Origin of the sequence: Bradyrhizobium sp. CSS354 (assembly GCF_029051725.1) — a bacterium.
Classification (GTDB): domain Bacteria; phylum Pseudomonadota; class Alphaproteobacteria; order Rhizobiales; family Xanthobacteraceae; genus Bradyrhizobium.
The window spans coordinates 1-21,028 of sequence record NZ_JAACFU010000017.1 but is presented as its reverse complement, the minus strand read 5'-3'; the positions used below and the strand labels follow the sequence as shown (position 1 = coordinate 21,028).

Annotated in this window: 15 protein-coding genes; all 15 read left to right on the top strand. The window is 57.6% G+C overall.

Annotation, left to right across the window (positions count from 1 at the left end; translation table 11 throughout):
• Positions 1-423 precede the first annotated feature (423 nt).
• The 15 genes from GWG67_RS30170 (at position 424) to GWG67_RS39125 (ending at position 20,931) form a co-directional block, all read left to right on the top strand.
• The gene (locus GWG67_RS30170) at positions 424-1,524 is read left to right on the top strand and encodes a S9 family peptidase (protein WP_275172970.1); all 1,101 of its coding nucleotides are present in this window, start codon (positions 424-426) and stop codon (positions 1,522-1,524) included.
• A gap of 514 nt (positions 1,525-2,038) precedes the next feature.
• Positions 2,039-3,178 (top strand): ABC transporter substrate-binding protein, encoded by a 1,140-nt coding sequence (locus GWG67_RS30165; protein WP_275172969.1) that lies wholly within the window; start codon positions 2,039-2,041, stop codon positions 3,176-3,178.
• Entirely contained in the window at positions 3,163-4,935 is a 1,773-nt protein-coding gene (locus tag GWG67_RS30160) for an ABC transporter permease subunit (protein ID WP_275172968.1), read from the top strand. The genes GWG67_RS30165 and GWG67_RS30160 overlap by 16 nt, the downstream gene beginning before the upstream one ends.
• Positions 4,936-4,983: 48 nt before the next feature.
• Positions 4,984-6,072: an ABC transporter ATP-binding protein gene (locus tag GWG67_RS30155; RefSeq protein WP_275172966.1), complete on the top strand. Its 1,089-nt coding sequence runs from the start codon at positions 4,984-4,986 to the stop codon at positions 6,070-6,072.
• Positions 6,073-6,202: 130 nt separating this feature from the next.
• Positions 6,203-7,165: a D-2-hydroxyacid dehydrogenase gene (locus GWG67_RS30150; RefSeq protein ID WP_275172965.1), complete on the top strand. Its 963-nt coding sequence runs from the start codon at positions 6,203-6,205 to the stop codon at positions 7,163-7,165.
• A 293-nt stretch (positions 7,166-7,458) separates the two neighbouring features.
• Positions 7,459-8,886: an FAD-binding oxidoreductase gene (locus GWG67_RS30145; RefSeq protein WP_275172964.1), complete on the top strand. Its 1,428-nt coding sequence runs from the start codon at positions 7,459-7,461 to the stop codon at positions 8,884-8,886.
• Positions 8,887-9,335: 449 nt separating this feature from the next.
• Positions 9,336-10,529, top strand: coding sequence for a M20 aminoacylase family protein (locus GWG67_RS30140; protein ID WP_275172962.1), 1,194 nt, complete (start codon positions 9,336-9,338; stop codon positions 10,527-10,529).
• Between the two features lie 658 nt (positions 10,530-11,187).
• On the top strand, positions 11,188-11,895 hold the full coding sequence (locus GWG67_RS30135; RefSeq protein ID WP_275172960.1) for a hypothetical protein: 708 nt from the start codon (positions 11,188-11,190) through the stop codon (positions 11,893-11,895).
• A 450-nt stretch (positions 11,896-12,345) separates the two neighbouring features.
• Positions 12,346-13,527: a M20 family metallopeptidase gene (locus tag GWG67_RS30130; protein WP_275172959.1), complete on the top strand. Its 1,182-nt coding sequence runs from the start codon at positions 12,346-12,348 to the stop codon at positions 13,525-13,527.
• Between the two features lie 404 nt (positions 13,528-13,931).
• Entirely contained in the window at positions 13,932-15,197 is a 1,266-nt protein-coding gene (locus tag GWG67_RS30125; protein ID WP_275172958.1) for a Glu/Leu/Phe/Val dehydrogenase, read from the top strand.
• A 1,088-nt stretch (positions 15,198-16,285) separates the two neighbouring features.
• Positions 16,286-17,341, top strand: a complete 1,056-nt coding sequence (locus GWG67_RS30120; RefSeq protein WP_275172957.1) for an extracellular solute-binding protein — start codon at positions 16,286-16,288, stop codon at positions 17,339-17,341.
• Between the two features lie 142 nt (positions 17,342-17,483).
• On the top strand, positions 17,484-18,308 hold the full coding sequence (locus GWG67_RS30115; protein ID WP_275172956.1) for an ABC transporter permease: 825 nt from the start codon (positions 17,484-17,486) through the stop codon (positions 18,306-18,308).
• A complete protein-coding gene (locus tag GWG67_RS30110; RefSeq protein ID WP_275172955.1) occupies positions 18,298-19,098 on the top strand; it encodes an ABC transporter permease in 801 nt (266 codons plus the stop codon). Before GWG67_RS30115 ends, GWG67_RS30110 begins: the two co-directional genes overlap by 11 nt.
• An 11-nt stretch (positions 19,099-19,109) precedes the next feature.
• Positions 19,110-20,198, top strand: coding sequence for an ABC transporter ATP-binding protein (locus tag GWG67_RS30105; protein ID WP_275172953.1), 1,089 nt, complete (start codon positions 19,110-19,112; stop codon positions 20,196-20,198).
• A 523-nt stretch (positions 20,199-20,721) separates the two neighbouring features.
• Positions 20,722-20,931, top strand: a complete 210-nt coding sequence (locus GWG67_RS39125; RefSeq protein ID WP_369335505.1) for a UTRA domain-containing protein — start codon at positions 20,722-20,724, stop codon at positions 20,929-20,931.
• The last annotated feature ends 97 nt before the right edge of the window (positions 20,932-21,028 follow it).

The window sequence follows — 21,028 nt, the reverse complement described above, 5'->3', positions numbered from 1 at the left end:
GGAGCCTCGCTGTCTGTTCGTTCTTGGACAGGCAGGTCGGCCAGCGTCACATAGCCATGCGCGTTGTGCCATCAGTGTTGTTCTTGCTGAGGCACTCGCGCGGTTGGCGGTCAAGACGAAGCTCGTCCCCCTCGCTACCGCATATCGGTAAGCTCTCAAACTCAGCCGGCGCCACTCGGCGAAAGCACCCTGCGAAAATATGCAGGTTATCGCTATCAGGCGCAGAATTTCGAGTTTGCAGAGGGCTAGATCGCGGAACTTCGACTTTAGTCGTCCCGTAATGTTTTTAAAATTAGGATGAGCAGAAGCCAAAGTTGACTTCTTTGCCAATGCAGTTGCTGCGGCTCCTGTCCTCTCCATGTGGAATTAAATGGCTGACGAACCTCGCGCGAGTGGGGCCCAGCTCCGAGGGGGATCGATTGCATGGAGTACATCACTCGCTGTCATAAAGGGGCGGATCTTTCGTCAGTAAGGCGACGTGCCGCAGCCTTTCTAGACAGCGTAACTGGAGCGCAAGACCAGGGATCTACAACTCGCCAGAGCTGGATTACCAAGTGGACAACACTCGGCGATGAACAATGTATCATCGGTGATTTGAAGGCAAGCCAAGGCGACAGCAACGAAGCGGCGGAGGCGCGACTTTGTGCGCTAACAGCATTTGAGGTGGCCAGGCGACTGCTTCATGAGAACGAGCCTCAATGCGGAGAAGTGACAGCGAGGATTGAGGCTGGAATTCAATGCCTTGAAGTGGCCCTGGCGAAAGTCGAGCGAGTAACAATCGAAAGCTGGGGCTATACCGAACTTCTGGCCTATTATGTTCCTGCGGGCAATCATGCCCTACCTGCACCCGCGGTCATTTGCATCAGCATGGAAGATGAATCAGAAGCCACGTTGCTTGCAAGACTTCTGCCCGCGGTGACCGATCGAGGCATGTCGCTCCTGGTCCTATCTCACCGAGATGTCTCCCATCCCGCGCGGGGCCTTTCGCAAACCTTGTTGTCATCCTGCTTGGACTACCTCTCTGGACGCCCAGACGTCGACGCCGCTCGGATCGGCGTCTATGGAGAGGGACTTTCGGCTGCTTTGGCTACTGACTTCGCGGCCTCTGACCGCCGCCTAGTTGCGGCGGTTTGCGATGGCGGCCTTTGGAATTGGGCACGCATGCAGGCGTCTGTCGCCTGGATGACTAGAGCTGCAGACGCGCGGGAGGAGGGGAGCGTCACGGCACGGCGTACGCAATTGATCCGACGATTGAGATGCCCAGTTCTCGTAGTCACGGGAGGGCGGGGCGCTGTTAGCGTCTCGGAAGCGATGAAACTACAGATCGAATGTATTGAGGAGCGCATTGATCTGGATCTGACCATGGCCCGGATGATTAAAAGCTCAGGTGGATGCATCGAAAACTTCGTGACTTCCGACGATTGCATCTTCGGTTGGTTAAACCAGAAGCTCGCCTTCAGTGCAGCTCTGCCAGCACAACCAAACGATCTGCCGCAGATCAGTTCACACGTTCTTGGTCACTAATTGGGAAAGCGTACCGACAGGCCCCCAGACAAGGGCACCAGCCGAAGGCGCGCAGCGAATCACAGAGCTCGTTTACTTCGCAACGTGATCCGCTTGCCGCATCCCTTTCGGTCGCGTGGCAGCCCTTTTCAACTTCGCGGCTCCCTTCCGATGCGGACGCCTTTGATTGCTTCACGCGGCACGAAATCCGCATGAAAACATCGCGGTTCGGCTTGTTCGTGCAGTATTTAGGCTTGGAGGAGTGTTTCATCGCCGGTTCTCGTGGCAACCTTCCCCTATTCTGAGCAGAACTTTTGCATATGCTGCATCGGTGGACGTAGGCAATGGGCATCCTTCGCAAATCGACCACTACCTTACAGTTTGTTCAACTAACACGTGTGTTCCCGACGTTATTTGCCCTAGTCGGGCTAGGCAAGCGCTTTCGGAGCCCACTTCGATCGAGGTTAGGTTCACTCCTCGGCCGGACTGTTGCCTTGTCGCGGCGTTCACGGAACGAGACCAGGAAGGGGAAGCTATGAGCGACTTATTCAAACATCAACCGTCCGGCTTTAGCCGCCGGAGCATGCTTCGTGCTGCCGCCGCCGCAATGGCTATTCCCGCGCTCGCGCGATCGACAGTTGCCTTTGCGCAGGACAAGCTTGCCGGTAGTGGTCAAGTCATCGCGTTCTCCTGGGGCGGTCTGTTTACTAAAGGCATTCGGAAAAACGTCTACGAGCCTTTTACCGAAGCAACCGGCATCAAGGTGGTCGACGTCGTTGCCGATGTCGCCGAGCCTCAGGTTAAGGCGATGAACCAAGCCGGCCGTGTTGATTGGGATACGGCCTTCATACAGGCGTCGACCCTTCCATCGATGGACGAAGCGGGCATGTTCGTCCCGATCAATTATAGCCTTTGGGACGCTGAATCCATAAAGGGGACTGAGGAATCGGTTCGTCTCAAAAGCGCAGTCCCAGTGATCGCATCGGCCATGACGTTGGCCTATGATAAGCGCGCACTTGGAAACAATGGTCCAAAAAGCTGGGGCGATTTCTGGAACGTCAAGGCGTTTCCTGGCCCCCGCGGTCTCACTCAGTTGCCGGCAAATGCAAAAAACAACATCGTGTTCGCGTTGCTGGCCGATGGGGTGCCGAAATCTGACATCTGGCCGCTCACGGACGACAAGATCGACAGGGCCCTTAAGAAGTTCGACGAAATCAGGCCGCACATCAGCAAATGGTGGAGTGCGGGGAGCGAGGCGCCTCAATTGCTTCTCAATAGGGAGATCGCAATATCGAGTTGCTTCGACGGCCGCGCGATCAGCGCAATTCGTCAGGGTGCCCCTATTCAGATGATTTGGGACGGGGCATACGTGAACTACACCTATTGGACAGTTCTGAAGGGTGGCCCGAACAGCGAAAACGCGCAGAAGCTGATTGCATTCGTAAATCGAGCGGCAGTTGCTGCCGAGTTCACCATAGGAACGGGGTATCCCGGCCCGAACATAAATCAGCTCGACCATCTGCCTTCTGATCAGGTCCCCTTGCTCAGCATCAATCCTGAAAATTCCTCCAAGGTGATCCACGAGGACTCTGCTTGGCTTGCGGCCAAGCGTCCCGACGGCAAAACCAATCTCGAGCACATCGGAGACCGGTGGCTGGCATGGCGCGTACAGTGATCCTGCCGACAGGCAACGTCCCGTCAGAGTCGTCGGCGGTCGCGCACTCGGTCGGACCCACGCCATGGGCTTGGCTCCTGCTGCCGGGCGGTATCTTCCTTGCGCTGCTCTTTCTCGTGCCGCTCGCCGGGCTCCTGATGCTTTCCCTCGGAATGCCCAATTGGACGTTCGCGCGCTTTGTAAGAATCGGTGGGGATCCGGTCTACCTGGCCGTATTGCGCACTACGTTGCAGATAAGCGCATCAGTCACCGCGCTCGCCTTGGTGCTTGGCTATCCCATGGCCTACTCGTTGACGACGAGCAAATCATCGAGCTTGCGCACATTCCTTCTCATCGCGGTTGTGTTGCCGTACTTCACCAGCGTATTGGTGCGCACCTTCGCGTGGATCGTTCTCCTGGGGCGCGGCGGGATTATCAATGATCTCCTGCTCAAATTAGGCCTCATCTCGCAGCCGATTTCAATGCTCTACAACCGCGCAAGCGTGATCATTGGCATGACCCAGATAGTTTTGCCGCTCATGATCCTTCCTATGTACACCGTCATGTCGAGCATTGATGAAAAGCTGCTGCGTGCCGCCAGAGCCAACGGTGCGAGCCCGATTGCGGCGTTTCTGACGGTGTTCCTGCCGCTCAGCTTGCCGGGCGTCATGGCCGCAGTGCTGCTCGTGTTTGTCAACTGCCTTGGCTTTTACATCACGCCGGCACTGCTCGGCAGCTTGTCCGATTTCACGATCACGATGCAGATCTATAGCGAGGTGGTTGATCATCTTAACTGGGGCTCCGGATCCGCGCTGTCCATCGTACTTCTGGTCTCGGTGCTGGCGACGCTGTGGATTGGATCCCGCTTCTTTCCAATCAATAAGCTTTTGGGATTGTCCGACGAGAAAACCGGTCAAGATGCCGTTGCCAGTCCCCGCACGCGAAAGCAGTGGCTGATGCATCTTGGGTCTGCGGCTAACGTTCTCGACCGCTGGCTGCCCTCTCTGGGCGGCTATGGCGTATCCATCGTTTCGTCCCTCCTAGGAACGCTTCTTCTCCTACCGATACTGGTCGTGGCATATCTCTCGTTCAGTTCGTCCGCCTTTTTCGAGTTCCCCGCGCCTGGTTATTCGCTCCACAACTACCAAGCGTACATCTCCGATTCTGGTTGGATAAATGCGACATTTACAAGCATACGCGTCGCACTGATGGCGACCTCCATGGCAATGGCACTCGGCGCGACGCTTGCTTTCGGTCTTGCGCGCGGCCGCATACCTGGTCGCGGAGCAATGGTTGCTCTCGTGCTTTCCCCTATCATCCTGCCGACCATCGTGGTGGCGATTGCCACCTATTTCGTGCTGGCTCGGGTAGGCCTTCAGGGCACCGAGTTCGGGCTGGCGCTTGGGGAAGCCGTCTACTCGATCCCCTACGTAGTGGTCCTTATTGTCGCTAATCTTCGTGACCTCAACCCGGCGTATGAGCGGGCGGCTCGTAGCCTTGGCGCAGGGCCCGGGGCCACATTCCGCACGATCACTATTCCACTGATTACGCCAGCCTTTATCGTGGCCGCATTTTTTGCTTTTCTGCACTCCTTCGATGATGTCGTGTACGTGCTGTTCCTGGGCATCGGAGTGATCACCACTCTGCCTATGCTTATGTGGCAAAGCATCTCGCAAGGCGTCGATCCCACCATTTCGGCGGTGGCCACTCTGCAGGTGTTGCTGGCCGCGGCTGTCATCATCGTGAGTGCCTGGCTGCGGCGCAGAAAAAGTGTCTGAAGTACGAGAGCACGCTAACAGGCGAACAGAGCACCAATTGGAGCCCAAATGCTGATGAAAGCCGGGTTGACCAGCGCTGATGTGAAGACCGGTGGGATTGTGCTGCATAGCCTGCACAAACGGTACGGCCGCGCAACAGCCGTTGATAGTGTCAGCCTTACGATATCGCCCGGAGAGTTCGTCTCATTGCTGGGCCCGAGCGGATCGGGAAAGACGACAACTCTGATGATGATCGCTGGTTTCGAGTTGCCGGACAGCGGTCAGATCTTGTTGGATGACAAGGATATCACGCGACTGCCGCCCCACCGTCGCGAACTCGGCGTGATCTTCCAGAACTATGCCCTGTTCCCGCACATGACGGTCGCCGAGAATGTCGCATATCCGCTTCGGATGCGACGTATGCCTAAGGCGGAGATCGAAACCCGCGTGCATCGCGTCCTTGACCAGGTGCACCTCACTGCCCTGGCCTCACGATACCCTCACCAAATGTCCGGCGGTCAACAGCAGAGAGTGGCGATTGCCAGAGCAATGGTTTTCGAACCACCTGTCCTGCTTCTCGACGAACCTCTCGGTGCGCTGGATAGAAAGTTGCGCCAGCATCTCAGGAACGAGATCAAGACCTTGCATAAGGAAGTCGGCAAGACGATGATCTATGTCACCCATGATCAGGATGAGGCTCTTGCCATGTCCGATCGGATAGCGGTGATGCATGAGGGGCGGATACGGCAGGTTTCCGCACCGCAGGATATATATCGCAGGCCCGCCGATTTGTTTGTTGCCAGTTTTGTGGGTGAGGTAAATCTCATCCCCGTCAAGCTCAGGTCCGGCGTCCTTCAGGGGCCTGGCGGTGAGGACTTGGCTGCCGCGCGTCGGCCCGAGGCGGATATGGATGCCACGCTTTGTGTGCGACCCGAACATTTGCGCCTCGACAAAGCCGTCGGAAATCCACGTGGAGTTCAGGGGCGTATTGTCGACATGACATTCATTGGTGATGCGACCATCGTCGAATTTCGCACGGAGTATGGATTGCAGCTGACGTCGAAGGTGCTCAACGTCTCAGCTGAAACACTGCCCGGGATCGGCGATGCGTGTGTCGCCTCTTGGGTCGCGAACGACGCAAGCGTTCTGAAGGAGTAGCTTGTCGACGTCGCTTTGCGAGGTCGACTAGAAATGCGTGGCGTCGCCCCCCGAGTACCCTGAACACTGCGTGACAAGCGACAACAAACGTGCGGCAGCCGGCTAAAATTGTCGCGTTTCGGAGATCAATATGGTCGATAAAGTTCCAGCACTTACTGTGCTCCTCAACCATCCTGCTGCCGAAACATACGCAGGACTCATCGGGGAGCGTTTCCCGCAGGTTCGCGCAATCAGCGCGCCCGATCCCGAACGGCTGGAGCGTTACATAGGTGAGGCAGATGCACTGCTCGCGTCTCGCTTCCCTGTAGAGCTGTTCAATAAGGCGAAGAAATTGCGCTGGTTTCAATGCACTAACGCCGGTGTTGATTCCATCTTGCCCATTCGCGATCGAGCGGGTCACATCGCCGTCACCAATGCACGCGGAATTCACGGTGACATCATCACGGACTTTGTGATGGCCGGCGTAACGATGCTGCACTGGGATTTCCGGAGGTTCTTACAAGAGCAGGCCGAACGAAAGTGGAACCCGCGTTATGTGGCGCCCCTAGCTGAGAAGACGCTCGGAGTAGTCGGACTGGGCTCCATCGGAGCGACCATCGCGCGTCGCGCCAAGAGCGCTGGAATGACAGTCGTAGGCTCGAAACGGGATATTTCCATAGCAGTCGAGGGTGTCGACCACCTGTTTGCCTCCGACAGGCTCGCAGAGTTGCTTCCGCTGTGCGACTTTGTGGTTCTGGCTGTGCCCGCGACCGCGGACACAATCGGGCTCATCGGCGCAGCGGAGTTCGCGCGCATGCGAGGTGATGCCTTTCTCGTTAACATCGCCCGAGGTAACGTCGTGGTGGAGGCAGACTTGATCAAGGCTCTTCAGACGCGAGAAATCGCCGGAGCTATGCTCGACGTCTTCGAGCACGAACCGCTGTCCCAGGACAGCCCGCTATGGGATATGCCAAACGTGATTGCGACGCCTCATGTGGCGGGAAGTCCAACGAACTATACAGAGCGGGTGTTCTCTATCTTTGGCGACAACATTGGCCACTTCCTGAAGAACGAGCCGATGAGGAACGCCGTGGACATGAGGCGCGGCTATTAAGGGACGCGGGATAAGGAGAAGCGGTGCAACCCGACTGTTGAGCCGCCCGATTTCAGTGGCTGTGTGTGCGAAGCGTATGCTGATGCCGCCGCAGGCTCGTCCGTCAGCATTGAGCGCGCCTCGGAGTGGCCTGAGCAGACAGTCAGGCCAGAAGATCCCAGTGCTCTACTTTATCGGTGCAGTGGCACAGGCGGTCGACTTGCCGGCTGAATCATTGTTTTTGAGCGCTGCATTTTCCGCAATTTGCATTGCCGACAGCTGTAATGTCGGCGCCGCTTACGAAGGTAACGGTCATGACTCTCAGCAGGACTCCCGCAGCGCCGCTTCTGCCCGAGTTGATCGGGAAATTCCGCAAGATCGTCGGCGAGAGGCACGCCATCACCGACGCGGCCGACATCGAGGCGTATGTCACCGAGGAGCGCAACCTTTTCCACGGCCGCTCGCCGCTGGTGCTGCGCCCCGGCTCGACCGCGGAGGTCGCCGCAATCTGCAAGCTCGCCTCCGCGCACAGAATCGCGCTGGTGCCGCAGGGCGGCAACACCGGGCTCGTCGGCGGCCAGACGCCGCACAATGGCGAGGTGGTGGTGTCGCTGCGGCGGCTCGACAAGATCCGTGAGATCGACACTGCGTCGAACACCATGACCTGCGAGGCCGGCGTGGTGCTGCAGATCGCGCAGCAGAAGGCCGCGGACGTCGACCGGCTGTTTCCGCTCTCGCTCGGCGCGGAAGGGAGCTGCACCATCGGCGGCAATCTCTCGACCAATGCCGGCGGCACGGCCGCGCTCGCCTATGGCGTCGCGCGCGAGATGGCGCTGGGGCTCGAGGTGGTGCTGGCGGACGGGCGCGTGCTCAACGTGCTCTCCAAGCTGAAGAAGGACAACACCGGCTACAATCTGCACAACCTCTTCATCGGCGCCGAAGGCACGCTCGGCATCATCACCGCGGCGACGCTAAAACTGTTTCCGAAGCCGCGGTCGATCGAGACCGCCTTCGTCGGGCTGAAGTCGCCGGACGCCGCGCTGAAGCTGCTGGCAATCGCGCAAAGCGAGGCCGCCAATGCGCTGACGAGTTTCGAGCTGCTCTCGGAGATGGCGGTCGATTTCTCGATCCGCCACGGCATCGACGTGCGCGATCCGCTCGCGCAAAAGCATGCTTGGTACGTGCTGATGGAATTGTCGTCCCCCGGCGACGACGCCCGCACGCCGCTCGAAACCATCCTCGGCCGCGCCATGGAGGACGAGATCGTCGACGACGCGGTGATCGCGGCCAATCTGACCCAGCGCGCCGGCTTCTGGAAGCTGCGCGATGAGATGTCGTCGGCACAGAAGCCGGAGGGCGGCTCGATCAAGCACGACATCTCGGTGCCGGTGGCCACCGTGTCGGCCTTCATCGGGGAGGCCAATGAAGCCGTGGTGAAACTGATCCCCGGCGCGCGGCCGGTGCCGTTCGGCCATCTCGGCGACGGCAATCTGCACTACAATGTCAGCCAGCCCGTCGGCGCCAACACCGCGGATTATCTGGCGCGCTGGCACGAGATGAACGCGGTCGTGTTCGCCATCGTGCTGCGCATGGGCGGCTCGATCTCGGCGGAGCACGGCATCGGCGTGCTCAAGCGCGACGAGCTGCCCGACGTGAAGGACAAGACCGCGATCGAGCTGATGCGACAGCTCAAGGCGATGCTCGATCCGCTTGGCATCATGAACCCGGGCAAAATGCTGTGAACGCTCCTGTCTCGTCGAGCCGGCACTCGTTCGACCGCAGACACAGTCGTCGGTCTGGTCGTGGCGTTGTGGTCAGGAATCGAAGAATAGCTGCGGACAAAATCTCGAGTTGCCGCTGCCCATAACCAAACATGGCTGCATTCGCTGTTCTCAGCGGAAGTGTAATGATCGCCGCAGTACGGCAAGAGCCTGAGAGCCACGGCTTGGCAGAAATCCGCCCAAGAGGTGCGCCTTGAGGCTGGATTAGGGCGCCGGCATGCGATTTATCGCACAAATCAGTCTTTCGGCGTTCGCTACATTTAGCCATGAGTTCGCTACAGGCGCCGTCAACAGAGCTGTTTCTCAGCCGAATTCAGCGCGCGCCCCGACCGCTGCTCGAAGTTGAACGTCGTAAATGAAAACAATGCCTGTCAGGCGACAAGCGCAGATACGTCCACCGGAGCCTCACAATGCGAACCATCCCAGAGATAAAGGCCGCGGAGGGAGAGACGAGGGCATTGCGACGCTGGTTCCATGCTCATCCGGAGTTGGCTTTCGAGGAGACCGAAACGTCGGATCTCATTGCCAAAACATTGAAAGAATATGGCGTCGAGGTGCACCGTGGCCTCGGTCGCACGGGTGTGGTTGGCGTGCTGCGCGTCGGTGACGGGAAACGCTCGATTGGATTACGCGCGGACATGGATGCCCTGCCGATGCAGGAACTCAACGGGTTCGCGCATCGGTCGCAGTATCCCGGAAAGATGCATGCCTGCGGTCATGATGGGCACATGGCGATGTTGTTGGGCGCTGCTCGGCATTTGGCACGTACTCGAGATTTCGATGGCACAATCGTATTCATCTTCTCCCCAGCGGAGGAAAATGGGTCGGGCGCGAAGGTGATGGTGGATGAGGGTATCTTCAGACAGTTTCCGGTCGACGCAGTCTTCGGTTTGCATAATTGGCCAGGCCTGCCCGTAAATAACTTCGGCATTAGGCCTGGTCCGATTTTGGCGGGATGCACCAACTTCGACATTCGGATCATTGGCGTCGGCGCGCACGCTGCGTTTCCGCATGATGGAAAGGATCCCATCTTAACGGGTTCACTAATCGTCACGGCGCTCCAGGGCATCATCACCCGCAACAAGAATCCAATGGATGCAGCAGTACTATCTGTCACTCAGTTCAATGGGGGCGAGGCGAGAAACATCGTCCCAGATACAGCCACACTTGCCGGCACCATAAGAGCGTTCGACGAGAAGACATTGGATCTAATCGAGTCCAGGATGCAGACGATCGTCCAAAATATTTCCGCGGCACATGAATGTGGGGCCGAGCTCATCATCAAACGCTATCTGCCCACGGTGAACACGCCGGCTGAAACACGCTTTGCGGGGGAAGTAATGAAATCGATTGTTAACGAGGCGAAAGTGGATGCGGACGTTGTACCGACAATGGGCTCGGAGGATTTCGCATATATGCTACAGGCGCGCCCTGGCGCCTTCGCATTTCTGGGGGCCGGGGATGGGGAGCACCGTGAGGAGGGCCACGGGCCGGGTCCCTGCGCTCTTCACAATACCAGTTACGATTTCAATGACGAGATACTCTCGTTGGGATCGACATACTGGGTAGAATTGTCGCGGCGTTGGTTAGCGCGAACAGCCTAGTTGTCAATGCGGAGGTTGTCGGACCGCGATTGATGCGACGGCGCAGAAAGAGAAAGACAGCGCCTTTGCACGAAAATAGCTCGCATGGACCCGAATTTCGCGCCAGATCGATCACATGAATCTGGCCACAGCGAAGCGTCCGTATGGTGAGACAGGTACTCGGAACGGGAGGCTCGTTGTCTTATGTCGATTTGGATCGACATCCGCCGCCTTGGAAGGACAATACGCGGCAGAATTCGTTTCGCCCAAAATGCGCAATTTGATGCTAATGCTCTCTGCTGGTGGCTACTACCAATCGATCCACCGGGTGTAAGCATCTTGGAGGTATGTGAAATAGTAGAGTCTGAGCGAAAGAAAGTCCTGGCGAAAAAGCGCGTGCCCACTAAAAATGGCACGATCTGGATGCGTCCTAATCGCCCGAAGAGCGGTGGCCATCTCGGCTCATGATGGGAGGGGTGGGCTGGTTCTCTCGCTTGCGCCGATAGCCTCATTAATTTGATCCGATCCACAAGCCAAGCGTTTCAACGGCCGCTCGATCGGGACGGCGGGCCCCCTAATCGCAGGCAAGGTTCGCGCTCGACGCGTTTTCGCAGAATTTCGGCTGCAAGGCCGGACTCTGAGGTGGGAATTTGCGACCGAACCGGGTTAAGTTTGAGCCATGACAGCAGAAACTCCACACACATTGGGAATTCTCAAGCTCGAGCGCGGGGTGCCACCCGGCGCGACGCCACCGAGTCCGCCGTGTGGCTCGATGCTGAATCCCGCCAGCTTCGACTTTCCGGTCGTCTACGAAACCGTCGAGGGGGCTTGGGTCGAGAACGTCGTACGCGGGGATCCGGTGCTCGAGCCGGCTTTCATCGCCGCCGCGCGGCGTCTGGTGGAGCGGGGTGCAGTCGCGATCAGTTCAACTTGCGGTTTCTCTATCCGTCACCAGGCCGCAGTCGCGGCCTCGGTAAATGTTCCTGTCGGGATGTCTAGCCTGCTGTTGCTGCCAGCTTTACTTCGACAGCTGCCGCCGCTGGCAAAGCTTGCTATTCTAACCTACGACTCCAAATTTTGCAGCGAAGACCTGCTTGGACTCGACGACCCTAACGATCGGGCAAGAGTCGTGATTGGTGGCATTGAAGGCGGCAAGTTTTGGCGCGACGAGCTAAAGCGTCCGGCGCCGCCAACCGACGTGGCTGCCATCGAGGCGGATGTGGCCAATTGCGTCGCGCGACTTCGCGTCGCACACCCGCAAATCGCAGTCATTCTTTTCGAATGTGCTGCATTCCCGATCGTTGCTCCGGCAATTCGTCGTATTGCGAGGCTGCCCGTCTACGATATCGTTGGTCTCTGCCGGCAGATGATGGCGTCCGTTCCTTGAGGCCGTAGCTGCCTTGAACAGTCTCTACGCTCGCCCCTGATGCCAATCCCAGACAGATCGCAGGTCAGAGTCTCTCGCGCTCTCCGTAGAAAATACGCCCCTTGGTATACCTGCAGTGTTTGCGGAAGCGTTAAGCTTTGCTTATTGCGAGATTGCCGGCCCTTTACACATTTGCCTTGCAATCGATGTGACCTCAAGAAGCGCTGCGCGCAAAAAGAGTTGTCGCCGGTACGCGCTCAGAGAGAATCTCTCATGGAGAGCCCGGAAGGGTTGCATCGGGCCTAGCCGCCGGTTCGGCAGCTTGCCTATCGAAATTCAACGTCAAACCTAGGGAAATCGGCCGAAACATGCGGGACCGAGCTAAAACTGGTCGATTTCCTTCGCCGCAACACGCTAGAGTTTTCTGCTGAGAACTTACGGGCCCGAAGGCGCGGATAAGAGAGTAGACGGATGAGAGCGCGCACCAACAGCTTTTTATCGGATTCCGAGCGCGATGCAGTGATCGAATTACGGCATGCGATGCATCGTGAGCCTGAACTCTCGAACGCGGAATGGAAAACGCAGGAGCGGATTCGGAGCGTGCTCCAGCAATTTGGTCTCAACCACACCCAAACTTTCCATAAGACCGGCCTCTACATCGATATTGAAGGCACGGCCTCCGGCCTAAAGCGCTCGATCGCGGTACGCGGCGATATCGACGCGCTGCCGATCCAGGAGACGCGCGATGACCTCTCTTATCAATCACAGGTCAAAGGTGTTATGCATGCCTGCGGCCACGACATGCACGGCTCGATCGCGCTCGGGGCTGCACTCGCCTTCCATCGAATGCGCGACAACTTCGCAGGTAAAGTGCGCGTCTTCTTCCAGCCGGCCGAGGAGGCCGAGCCGCTGGGGGGGCGCACTGTGCAGGATGAGAAACTGCTGGAAGGCTTCGACCACGCCGTCGGCTTTCACGTCGCTCCCGAGATTCCCGCTGGCAAGTTTGGCGCGCGCGAGGGTGCTGTAACCAAGTCGGCCGATCAGTTCAGACTTACCATTACGGGTAAGATGGCCCATGGCGCGGCGCCCCATAAGGGCGTCGACGCGATCGCAATCGCCGCTGCCTTCGTGAACGAGGTACAAAAAGTGGTCTCGCGCGAAATGCCACCCGATGACGGGGCGGTGGTCACAATCGGTACCATTCACGGCGGCGAGGCAACCAATATCATTTGCCCTTCCGTCGTTATGGAAGGGACGATCAGAACTCGCAGCCCAGAACGTAGGGGGCAGCTGTGCCAGCGCGTGCGGGAAGTGGCCGAAGGCGCCGCGGCGATGCACCGTGGCCAAGCGGAGTGCGTCATCCGCTCGGGTGAACCCCCTGTCGTCAACGATGCGGAGATGGTGAGGCGCTTCCGCCAACTCGTTCATGACACGGCCGGCCCTGATGGCTTCAATGCGAGCAAGGAGGTCACAGGTAGCGACGATTTCGGGTTCTATTCGGCGTGCGTACCTTCGATCTATTTTTGGTTCGGTAGCCGCTCGGCGGCCAACGGATCGCCCGTACATACGCCGACTTTCGGAGCCTCGGATGAGCTCATCATTCCGGCGACGGAACTTGCCGTCAAATACATTTTAGATTTGCTGCATACCTGAGATCGGTCGCACCGAATGCCGAAGCAAGACGTCTTCCGGTTGAAATGCGCGCGATTACCCATGCCGCACGCGAGGGCACCCATGCCTGATCTGCCGCCCGATGTTGCGAATCATTGGCACATGAGGAGTCGGTCCGTCCTCGTCTTCATAGTCCGCGCCGCTACCCGCCACAAACAAAGTTGAGGCGCTTTGCGGCTTCAGCCATGTGAGGGCGCTCACCCTTGGAAGGACTTCTGAAGCTGCGTGCGGCCGCAGCTCGGCCCTGCGGGAAACGACACGATCTTACACCTTCCAACACGTTCGTTGTCACCATCCTCACGGCGAACGTACTGGCCTCCCTTTTGGGCGGCTAACGACCTGAGAATCCAATCGGCGTCACGCCAAAACCGCCTTGATGAGTGCCCATGAACAGATCAATCTATACCGGTCCCGTGTTCGAAATGGCCAAGCAGCAATTCGAGCATGTTGCCGATCACCTGCAAATACCGGAAATGGACAGAGATCGACTACTCTATCCGAAGCGCGCAATCGCCGTATCCTGCCCAATTCACAGGGACGATGGCCGTACAGAAGTCTTTCAGGGCTACCGGGTCCAACATCACCTGACGCTGGGGCCGACCAAGGGTGGCACGCGATTCGCGCCCTCCGTAGATATCGGCGAGGTCGCCGCCCTAGCCGTTTGGATGAGTTGGAAATGCGCGTTAGCGGGCCTTCCCTATGGCGGAGCAAAAGGGGGGATTACCGTTGATCCTTATGCGTTGTCGCCGCGCGAACTGGAAGCTCTATCGCGACGGTATATGCAAGAGATGATCCCTTTCGTCGGTCCGCATACCGATGTCATGGCCCCGGATATGGGCACTAACGAGCAAGTCATGGCGTGGTTTATGGACACCTATTCGATGTATCAGGGGCAGACCGTCAACGAGATCGTCACCGGAAAGCCCGTATCGGCTGGAGGTACACTCGGTCGCCGCGAGGCAACAGGACGCGGTGTAGCCTATCTGGTCGGTCGCGTGCTTGAAATTCTCGGCATTCGCGCCGATGGGGCAACGGCCATTGTGCAAGGGTTTGGCAACGTTGGGGCGATAGCAGCCTATGCCCTGGCTGAAAGAGGTCTAAAGATCATCGGCGTTAGCGATCACACGGCCGCATACTTTGATCCCGCCGGTCTCGACCTTGCCGCCCTACACGGCCATACATCCGAGCACGGCCACCTTGCCGGCTTTTCCTCTCAGAGCCTCATTTCCCCCTCGGAGTTGCTCGTTCAGAAGTGCGATGTCCTCATACCGGCTGCAATCGAGCAGGTCATTACGGGCCGGAATGCCGGACAGCTCAAGTGCCGAGTTCTGGCCGAAGGAGCAAATGGTCCAACCACGCCTGAGGCCGATGCAATCCTGCACACACGAGGCGACGAGATTTTCGTTTTGCCAGATATCCTTTGCAATTCGGGGGGAGTCATCGTCAGCTATTTCGAATGGGTGCAGGACCTCCAGCGACTGTTCTGGGAGCAGGCGGAGGTATTCGATCGTCTGTACCGGATCCTCGAACGTTCGTTCCAGCAAACCATAACGCGCGCGAAACGCGATCGGATCTCGAATCGAATGGCAGCAACGGCCATCGGAATTGACGTGGTGCAAGGAGCAAAGCGAACCAGAGGTCTCTTTCCCTGATCACGTTGTCCTTTCGAACGGACGAGCTCGATAGGTCATCGAAGAACTGCAGGGCAAAACGCGATCATGAGCCAGCAGATCGTGGTGCCGAAACGGATACCCTTATGAATACTGCCTTTTCCCGCCGGGGCGTGTGTCGCACCTCTCGGCACGAACTAGTGAGACCAATACAGTCGGGCCTCAAAGCGGAATTGGCGCTGAGTGCGTTGTCTTGGTAAACTCTCGGCTGATCTGATCGTACCCGAGCATCACGGTCTGCCTACGCCGGCTTCGCCGGATCACTCTGCGGAAGTCGCGACCGTTTCGCTTCCGCTCACGGTGACGCTATGCTGGGCCGGACCCTATTGTCACTACTCGACTGGCCGGGACCGGGATATTTGGCGTGATCTCTGAAACCCGGCGACGGTAGCCCTCAATTGCTGCTGTCCAAGAGCACGCAATTGGGCCGTTCCGCAGCAACCTGCGCCGCGTTGCAAGCCTTCGCGGGGGCGAGAACGACCAGGGCGCTCGATCTGAAACAGAGCGATGCTGGCTACCCGGCAGATATCAAACGAACACTCCAACCTTCTTCGAAATCGAGCTTCGGATGAAGCGACGGTCGAAACGACCATCGCACGATGTGCGGAATGGGATCACGGCTCGGTTGCCGCCTACAATAACGTAAAGACGCTGTATCTGGCCGTTAGACGCAGGATTTCAGCCGCCACAAGCTCGTCATTGCTGAATACTCGTCCGGGAAGTCCGTAGTATTCCGTGACGAGCGGGAATTGCGTGCGGTTTAAGATTGGCGGAGGGCGGAAGGTTGCACAGTCGCCGAAACGATGCCCAGAGAGTTGCCGCCGATCGTCTGACCAGCGTGTTTTCGGTCGAGCTGCCCAGGAAACTCGCGTCGCTTTGCCGGTCGTGGCGAGGAGACGTGCTGGTCGGCGAACGAGCGGGACCAGGTTCGGCGCGATCGTCGGACAGCCGTACGCGCCCCGGGAATTGCAACCTACTCGAGGTCGTCCGCGGCTCCCCGAACGTGTCGCTCCTTGGACGGGCGACCGGAACAGTCGATTTCGCTTGAGCTGAAACGGAAGAGGTTGGACATGATAAAGAGGCGAACATTCCTGAAAGTGGCTGCCACGGCCACAGCCGGGGCGCTAGCTGCGCCCTACGTCCACGCTGAGTCGAAGAAATTTTCCGGCATCACGTTGCGCGTAAACGGATATGGCGGGCTTTACGACGAAGCCCTCAAAAAGAGTGTGGCCGCGCCCCTTGAGGAGAGATACGGGCTCAAGGTTCAATTCATCGCCGGCACGACATCAGCCGACTTTGTCAAACTGATCGCCAATAGAGACAATCCGCCTTATGACCTATTTATGGGTGATAGCCCGAACATGGTCGAACTCACCAAGGCGGGCATGATCGAGGAGATCAGGGCGTCGGAGGTCCCGAACGTCAAACGTATTCTCCCGGACTTTCGCGAATTCGGCCATTACGGGGTACCATTCAGCGTCGCTTCGGTTATCCCAGTCTACAATTCAAAGTACATCAAGCCGCCGATTGCCTCCTATTCGGATATTGCGCGACCTGATCTGGTGGGGCGCGCGGTTGTTATGGCTCCCGCCACATACGGCAGCCTTCTGACCCTTCTCGGCTTGGCCGACGAAAATGGCGGATCGATCGAAAACGTAGAGCCTGCGTTCAAGATAATGAGCGCCGCGAAGACAAATATTGTCGCACTCGCGCAGACAAATGTCGCCGAGATCCAGATGTTTCAAAACGAAGAGGTGTATGCTGGCATATTCTGGGATGGTCGCGCTCACGAACTAAGGACCAAGGGCCTTCCCATTGTCACTGTTGTCCCGCCTAAGGGAGTTTACTCGGTCACCACCTACATCAACGTCGTCAAGGGTAACAAATACCCTGAAGCCGCATACGCCTATGCCGAGCAGTTGTTGTCCGATGAGGGCGTCCTCGGTGTACCTCGGGCGCTCCGGTACGGAGTAACAACTGACGTTACTCTGCCAGAAGAGCTTCGCCGGGACCTGTTGTTCAACTCGCAGGGACGCATTGCTTTGAAAAAGAAAGTTGATTGGGAGAAGCTTATAGCGAACCGCAGTGCTTGGACCGAGGAGCTGAACAAGATCATCCGAAGCTAGCTGGCTGGAATCGCTGTGATGTTTCCGGGGTTCGTCGATACCGTAGCGTCATGAATGAGTTGTTACCAATCCCGAAGGGTTTCATATGGAGGAGCCTCTTGCCAGTCGCCGGGTCCTAACCCCTGCGCTCCTGCTAGCCCCAATGATCCTGCTGCTCGTGCTATTCTTGATCGTGCCCACGTTCGGATTGCTGAGGGCCAGTTTTCTGTCTGAGAGTCACCTTCTCGATGGAAGCGGCTTTAGTTTGAAGCAATATATCCGGTTCTTTTCCGACTCCTATTACTCTTCGGTGCTATTCGAAACGTTTGTCGACGGGATTATCGTCAGCCTGATTTGCCTGGGAATTGGATTCCCCACCGGGTACTCGCTTGCGCGGCTTTCGCCTCCGGCAAGGCGGTGGCGCATCATTATCGTCATCATGCCGCTAACGCTTAGCCTTGTGGTCATTGTATTTGGGTGGTTGATCATTCTTGGACGTAATGGAGTGATCAACGCACTGCTCTTAAGTTCCGGCATTGCTTCTTCGCCGAAGCAGCTTCTGTTTAGCCGGCCAGCGGTGATAACTGTCCTGGTGCAACAATTCCTTCCATTCATGATCTTGTCCGTCATGAGTGTGGTCACTCAAATAGATCCAGTGCTTGAGCACGCCGCCGCCAATCTACGCGCCAACCGATTCGCGACCTTCCGCAAAGTTGTCATTCCGCTCGCGCTTCCGGGCATATTTGCCGGCTTTAACCTCGTTTTCGTGCTCTCGATTTCGGCGTTCATTACGCCCCGGCTTATCGGCGGAAATCGCGTCGCGATGCTCGGTAGCCTCATCTATGAGCGCATCATGGCAGAACTGAATTGGCCCTCCGGCGCGGCAATGGCGTTCATCCTGCTCGTGAGCGGACTTGGTGTTACAGCGACGCTGAATGCCCTAGCTGCGTCTCGTCTGGTTAGGAAAGGGGGGCGCTATGCGCGTTGATCTTATTGACCGCGCAATGGCGGCTTCCGGGGCGGCCGTCCGCGCAATCGTGTACGCGATGCTTGCGCTGCCAGCACTTCTGGTGATTGTTTGTTCATTTACCAGCGGTGACTCGTTGAATTTTCCGCCCACCGGCTTTTCCATGCGCTGGTACCGAGAGGTGTGGCAGAACGAATTGTTTATGACTGCGCTCTGGACGAGCACGTACATTGCCGTGCTTGTTTCCACGATGGCACTAGCCATCGGCTTTGCTGCCGCATTTGCAATTAATCGTTTCGCATTTCTCGGCAAAGGGTTCCTGCAAGCGCTCGCCTTCTCACCCCTGATTATTCCGGCAGTCGTGCTCGGGATCGGTCTGCTGCAGCTCTTCGCCAAGTTGAACCTCACCCAAACGATATATCCCTTGCTGCTAGGCCATCTGGTACTTGCCATCCCTTACGTGATGCGCACCATCCTTGCGAGTCTAAGCTTGCACGATCGCGTACTCGAGGAGGCAGCGATGAATCTACGCGCCTCGCCTTTGAAGGTCATTCGGCGCATCACTCTGCCTCTCATCCTGCCCGGCCTTTTGTCGGCTGCAATCTTTGCCTTCGTTACATCATTCGGAAACGTCACGGTTTCCGCATTCTTGACTTACGGCGGCCACGTCACCTTACCAGTACAGATATTCACCTACGTCGACACCAGCTATGACCCACTGGTGGCCGCGGTATCCAGCCTTATGATCGTGATAACACTAGTCATTATCCTGGTGATCGAGCGCTTGATCGGCGCCGAACGGGTCGTGTAGTCGGAGGAGAGATGCTCGCCTTGTCGGAAGGAAAAGAAGACGCCGTGTCCGAAAGCAACGACTTTGTCGTGGAATTGCGCTCTGTTTCCAAGCTCTACGGCGATACGGCTGCGGTGGCAGACATTTCGCTCAAGGCTAGGCGAGGGGAACTTCTCTGCCTGCTTGGCCCATCGGGGTGCGGCAAAACAACGACTCTTCGCATGGTCGCGGGATTTGTGGAGCCATCCTCTGGCAGTATACACATTAACAACATCGATATGACGCATCAAGCGCCTTATCGGCGCGATACCGGCATGGTGTTCCAGAGTTACGCGCTTTTTCCGCATATGACGGTTGCTGGAAACGTCTCGTTCGGTCTGGAGAATCTGAGGTGGCCGCGTGAGAAGCGCGATAAGCGCGTTGACGAAATGCTCAAACTTGTCGAGTTAGCTCATTTAGCTCAACGCTTGCCAAGCCAGCTGTCGGGGGGCCAACAGCAACGCGTCGCACTAGCTCGCGCACTAGCAATTAAACCGGCGGTGCTCCTTCTCGACGAACCATTCTCGAATTTAGACGCGCAGCTACGAGTTCGAATGCGGGAAGAACTCCAGGAGGTGGTCAGGTCCGTCAACGTTACCACCTTGTTCGTAACACACGACCAAGAGGAGGCGTTGACAATGTCAGATCGGATTGTCGTCATGAATGCCGGGAAGGTTGAGCAGATTGGAACGCCCGGCGAAATCTACGAAACGCCCGCCACGCCATTCGTCGCAAAGTTCATCGGCTGGTGTTCGCTGCTGAAGGGGACGGTGGACGATGCTGGCGCTTTTACGTCGACTGCTGGCCTTCGCATCATGGGCAATTGGAGTGCTGGTCCTGCTACAGTGGTGATCCGGCCGGAACAACTTAAGTTGTCGGCCGGTGGCGCTCCTGGCCAAGGGCAGCAGGCGCGCGTCCTCCATTCTCAGTATCTGGGAGGCGCAACACGCGTTGTACTTGATGTCAATGGAGAGCAACTCATAATGCAGGAGCGCTTTCCCTTTGGACGTCATCCGCAGCACGGAGACGTGCTTGGCATTACTATTAGCACGGACAACTTGCGCCTAATTGGGGAGGCATAAGAGGGCGGCTTGAAGGACTCGCCGCCATTCTGGAACAGGAGCCTGGGAAGGGCCCTTAAGCGGGCGCTCCTTCCGACCGCTCTCTCCCTCTTCTCTCCCTTCCCCCGAACAAGGTGTCTCAGAGTCTGATGAAATATGCTGGTGCTCATAAGAGCTCCACGAGCCAAAACGTCGATTGTGGTAAAGTGCACCTTGAGTGTGGCGTGTTCCTGTGAAGCTGCATGAGCTTTCGGACCACGGGGGTAACCGATCCGCGGATGTGGTCTGGAGCCCAACGGCAATCGCGCGTCGATCTTGCTCGGCGCAATCAACGGGCTCGTCCGCCTCGATTTGGATGCCACTCGGCAGGCATCCTATCGCGACGCGGAGAGTCGGAGTGCAAGTGGGTGTGATCACGACTCTATTTGTCGTCCCTTGAAAGATAGTCGAACCTGAAAGGAGATGGCAGCGGAGGAAGTCGAATATCTCCTCAACGGGAACATGTTCATCGGTTGCGCCCATTCCGCGCGGGGGCATCTCAGTCGTGCCTCCTACGGACGAGGTGTTCCTCAAGGGCGTCGTTTCGTCTCATGCGTCGCTCTATCGCTTGGAGCGCTTACTGGTCGCAGACGGCAAGGTGGTAGGGCTCGATACGCTTTGGCTGCCGAGGGTTCTGGCCGATAAGCTGAAGGAACATTTGCAAGGCGAATTCATTATTGCCTCCGTATTCCTCCGGGGTGGGCCGCCTTGTTGAGTTGCAGGTATCCGACGAGGATCTAGCTTTAAGGCTAGCCTTAAGGTCGGTAGATGCGGGTAGAGGTCCTGGGCGGGGTTGAGCGTCGTCGTCGCTG

Coding starts and splice junctions, on each gene's coding strand:
- GWG67_RS30170 (WP_275172970.1), top strand. CDS start 424: ATGGAGTACATCACTCGCTGTCATAAAGGGGCGGATCTTTCGTCAGTA.
- GWG67_RS30165 (WP_275172969.1), top strand. CDS start 2,039: ATGAGCGACTTATTCAAACATCAACCGTCCGGCTTTAGCCGCCGGAGC.
- GWG67_RS30160 (WP_275172968.1), top strand. CDS start 3,163: ATGGCGCGTACAGTGATCCTGCCGACAGGCAACGTCCCGTCAGAGTCG.
- GWG67_RS30155 (WP_275172966.1), top strand. CDS start 4,984: ATGCTGATGAAAGCCGGGTTGACCAGCGCTGATGTGAAGACCGGTGGG.
- GWG67_RS30150 (WP_275172965.1), top strand. CDS start 6,203: ATGGTCGATAAAGTTCCAGCACTTACTGTGCTCCTCAACCATCCTGCT.
- GWG67_RS30145 (WP_275172964.1), top strand. CDS start 7,459: ATGACTCTCAGCAGGACTCCCGCAGCGCCGCTTCTGCCCGAGTTGATC.
- GWG67_RS30140 (WP_275172962.1), top strand. CDS start 9,336: ATGCGAACCATCCCAGAGATAAAGGCCGCGGAGGGAGAGACGAGGGCA.
- GWG67_RS30135 (WP_275172960.1), top strand. CDS start 11,188: ATGACAGCAGAAACTCCACACACATTGGGAATTCTCAAGCTCGAGCGC.
- GWG67_RS30130 (WP_275172959.1), top strand. CDS start 12,346: ATGAGAGCGCGCACCAACAGCTTTTTATCGGATTCCGAGCGCGATGCA.
- GWG67_RS30125 (WP_275172958.1), top strand. CDS start 13,932: ATGAACAGATCAATCTATACCGGTCCCGTGTTCGAAATGGCCAAGCAG.
- GWG67_RS30120 (WP_275172957.1), top strand. CDS start 16,286: ATGATAAAGAGGCGAACATTCCTGAAAGTGGCTGCCACGGCCACAGCC.
- GWG67_RS30115 (WP_275172956.1), top strand. CDS start 17,484: ATGATCCTGCTGCTCGTGCTATTCTTGATCGTGCCCACGTTCGGATTG.
- GWG67_RS30110 (WP_275172955.1), top strand. CDS start 18,298: ATGCGCGTTGATCTTATTGACCGCGCAATGGCGGCTTCCGGGGCGGCC.
- GWG67_RS30105 (WP_275172953.1), top strand. CDS start 19,110: ATGCTCGCCTTGTCGGAAGGAAAAGAAGACGCCGTGTCCGAAAGCAAC.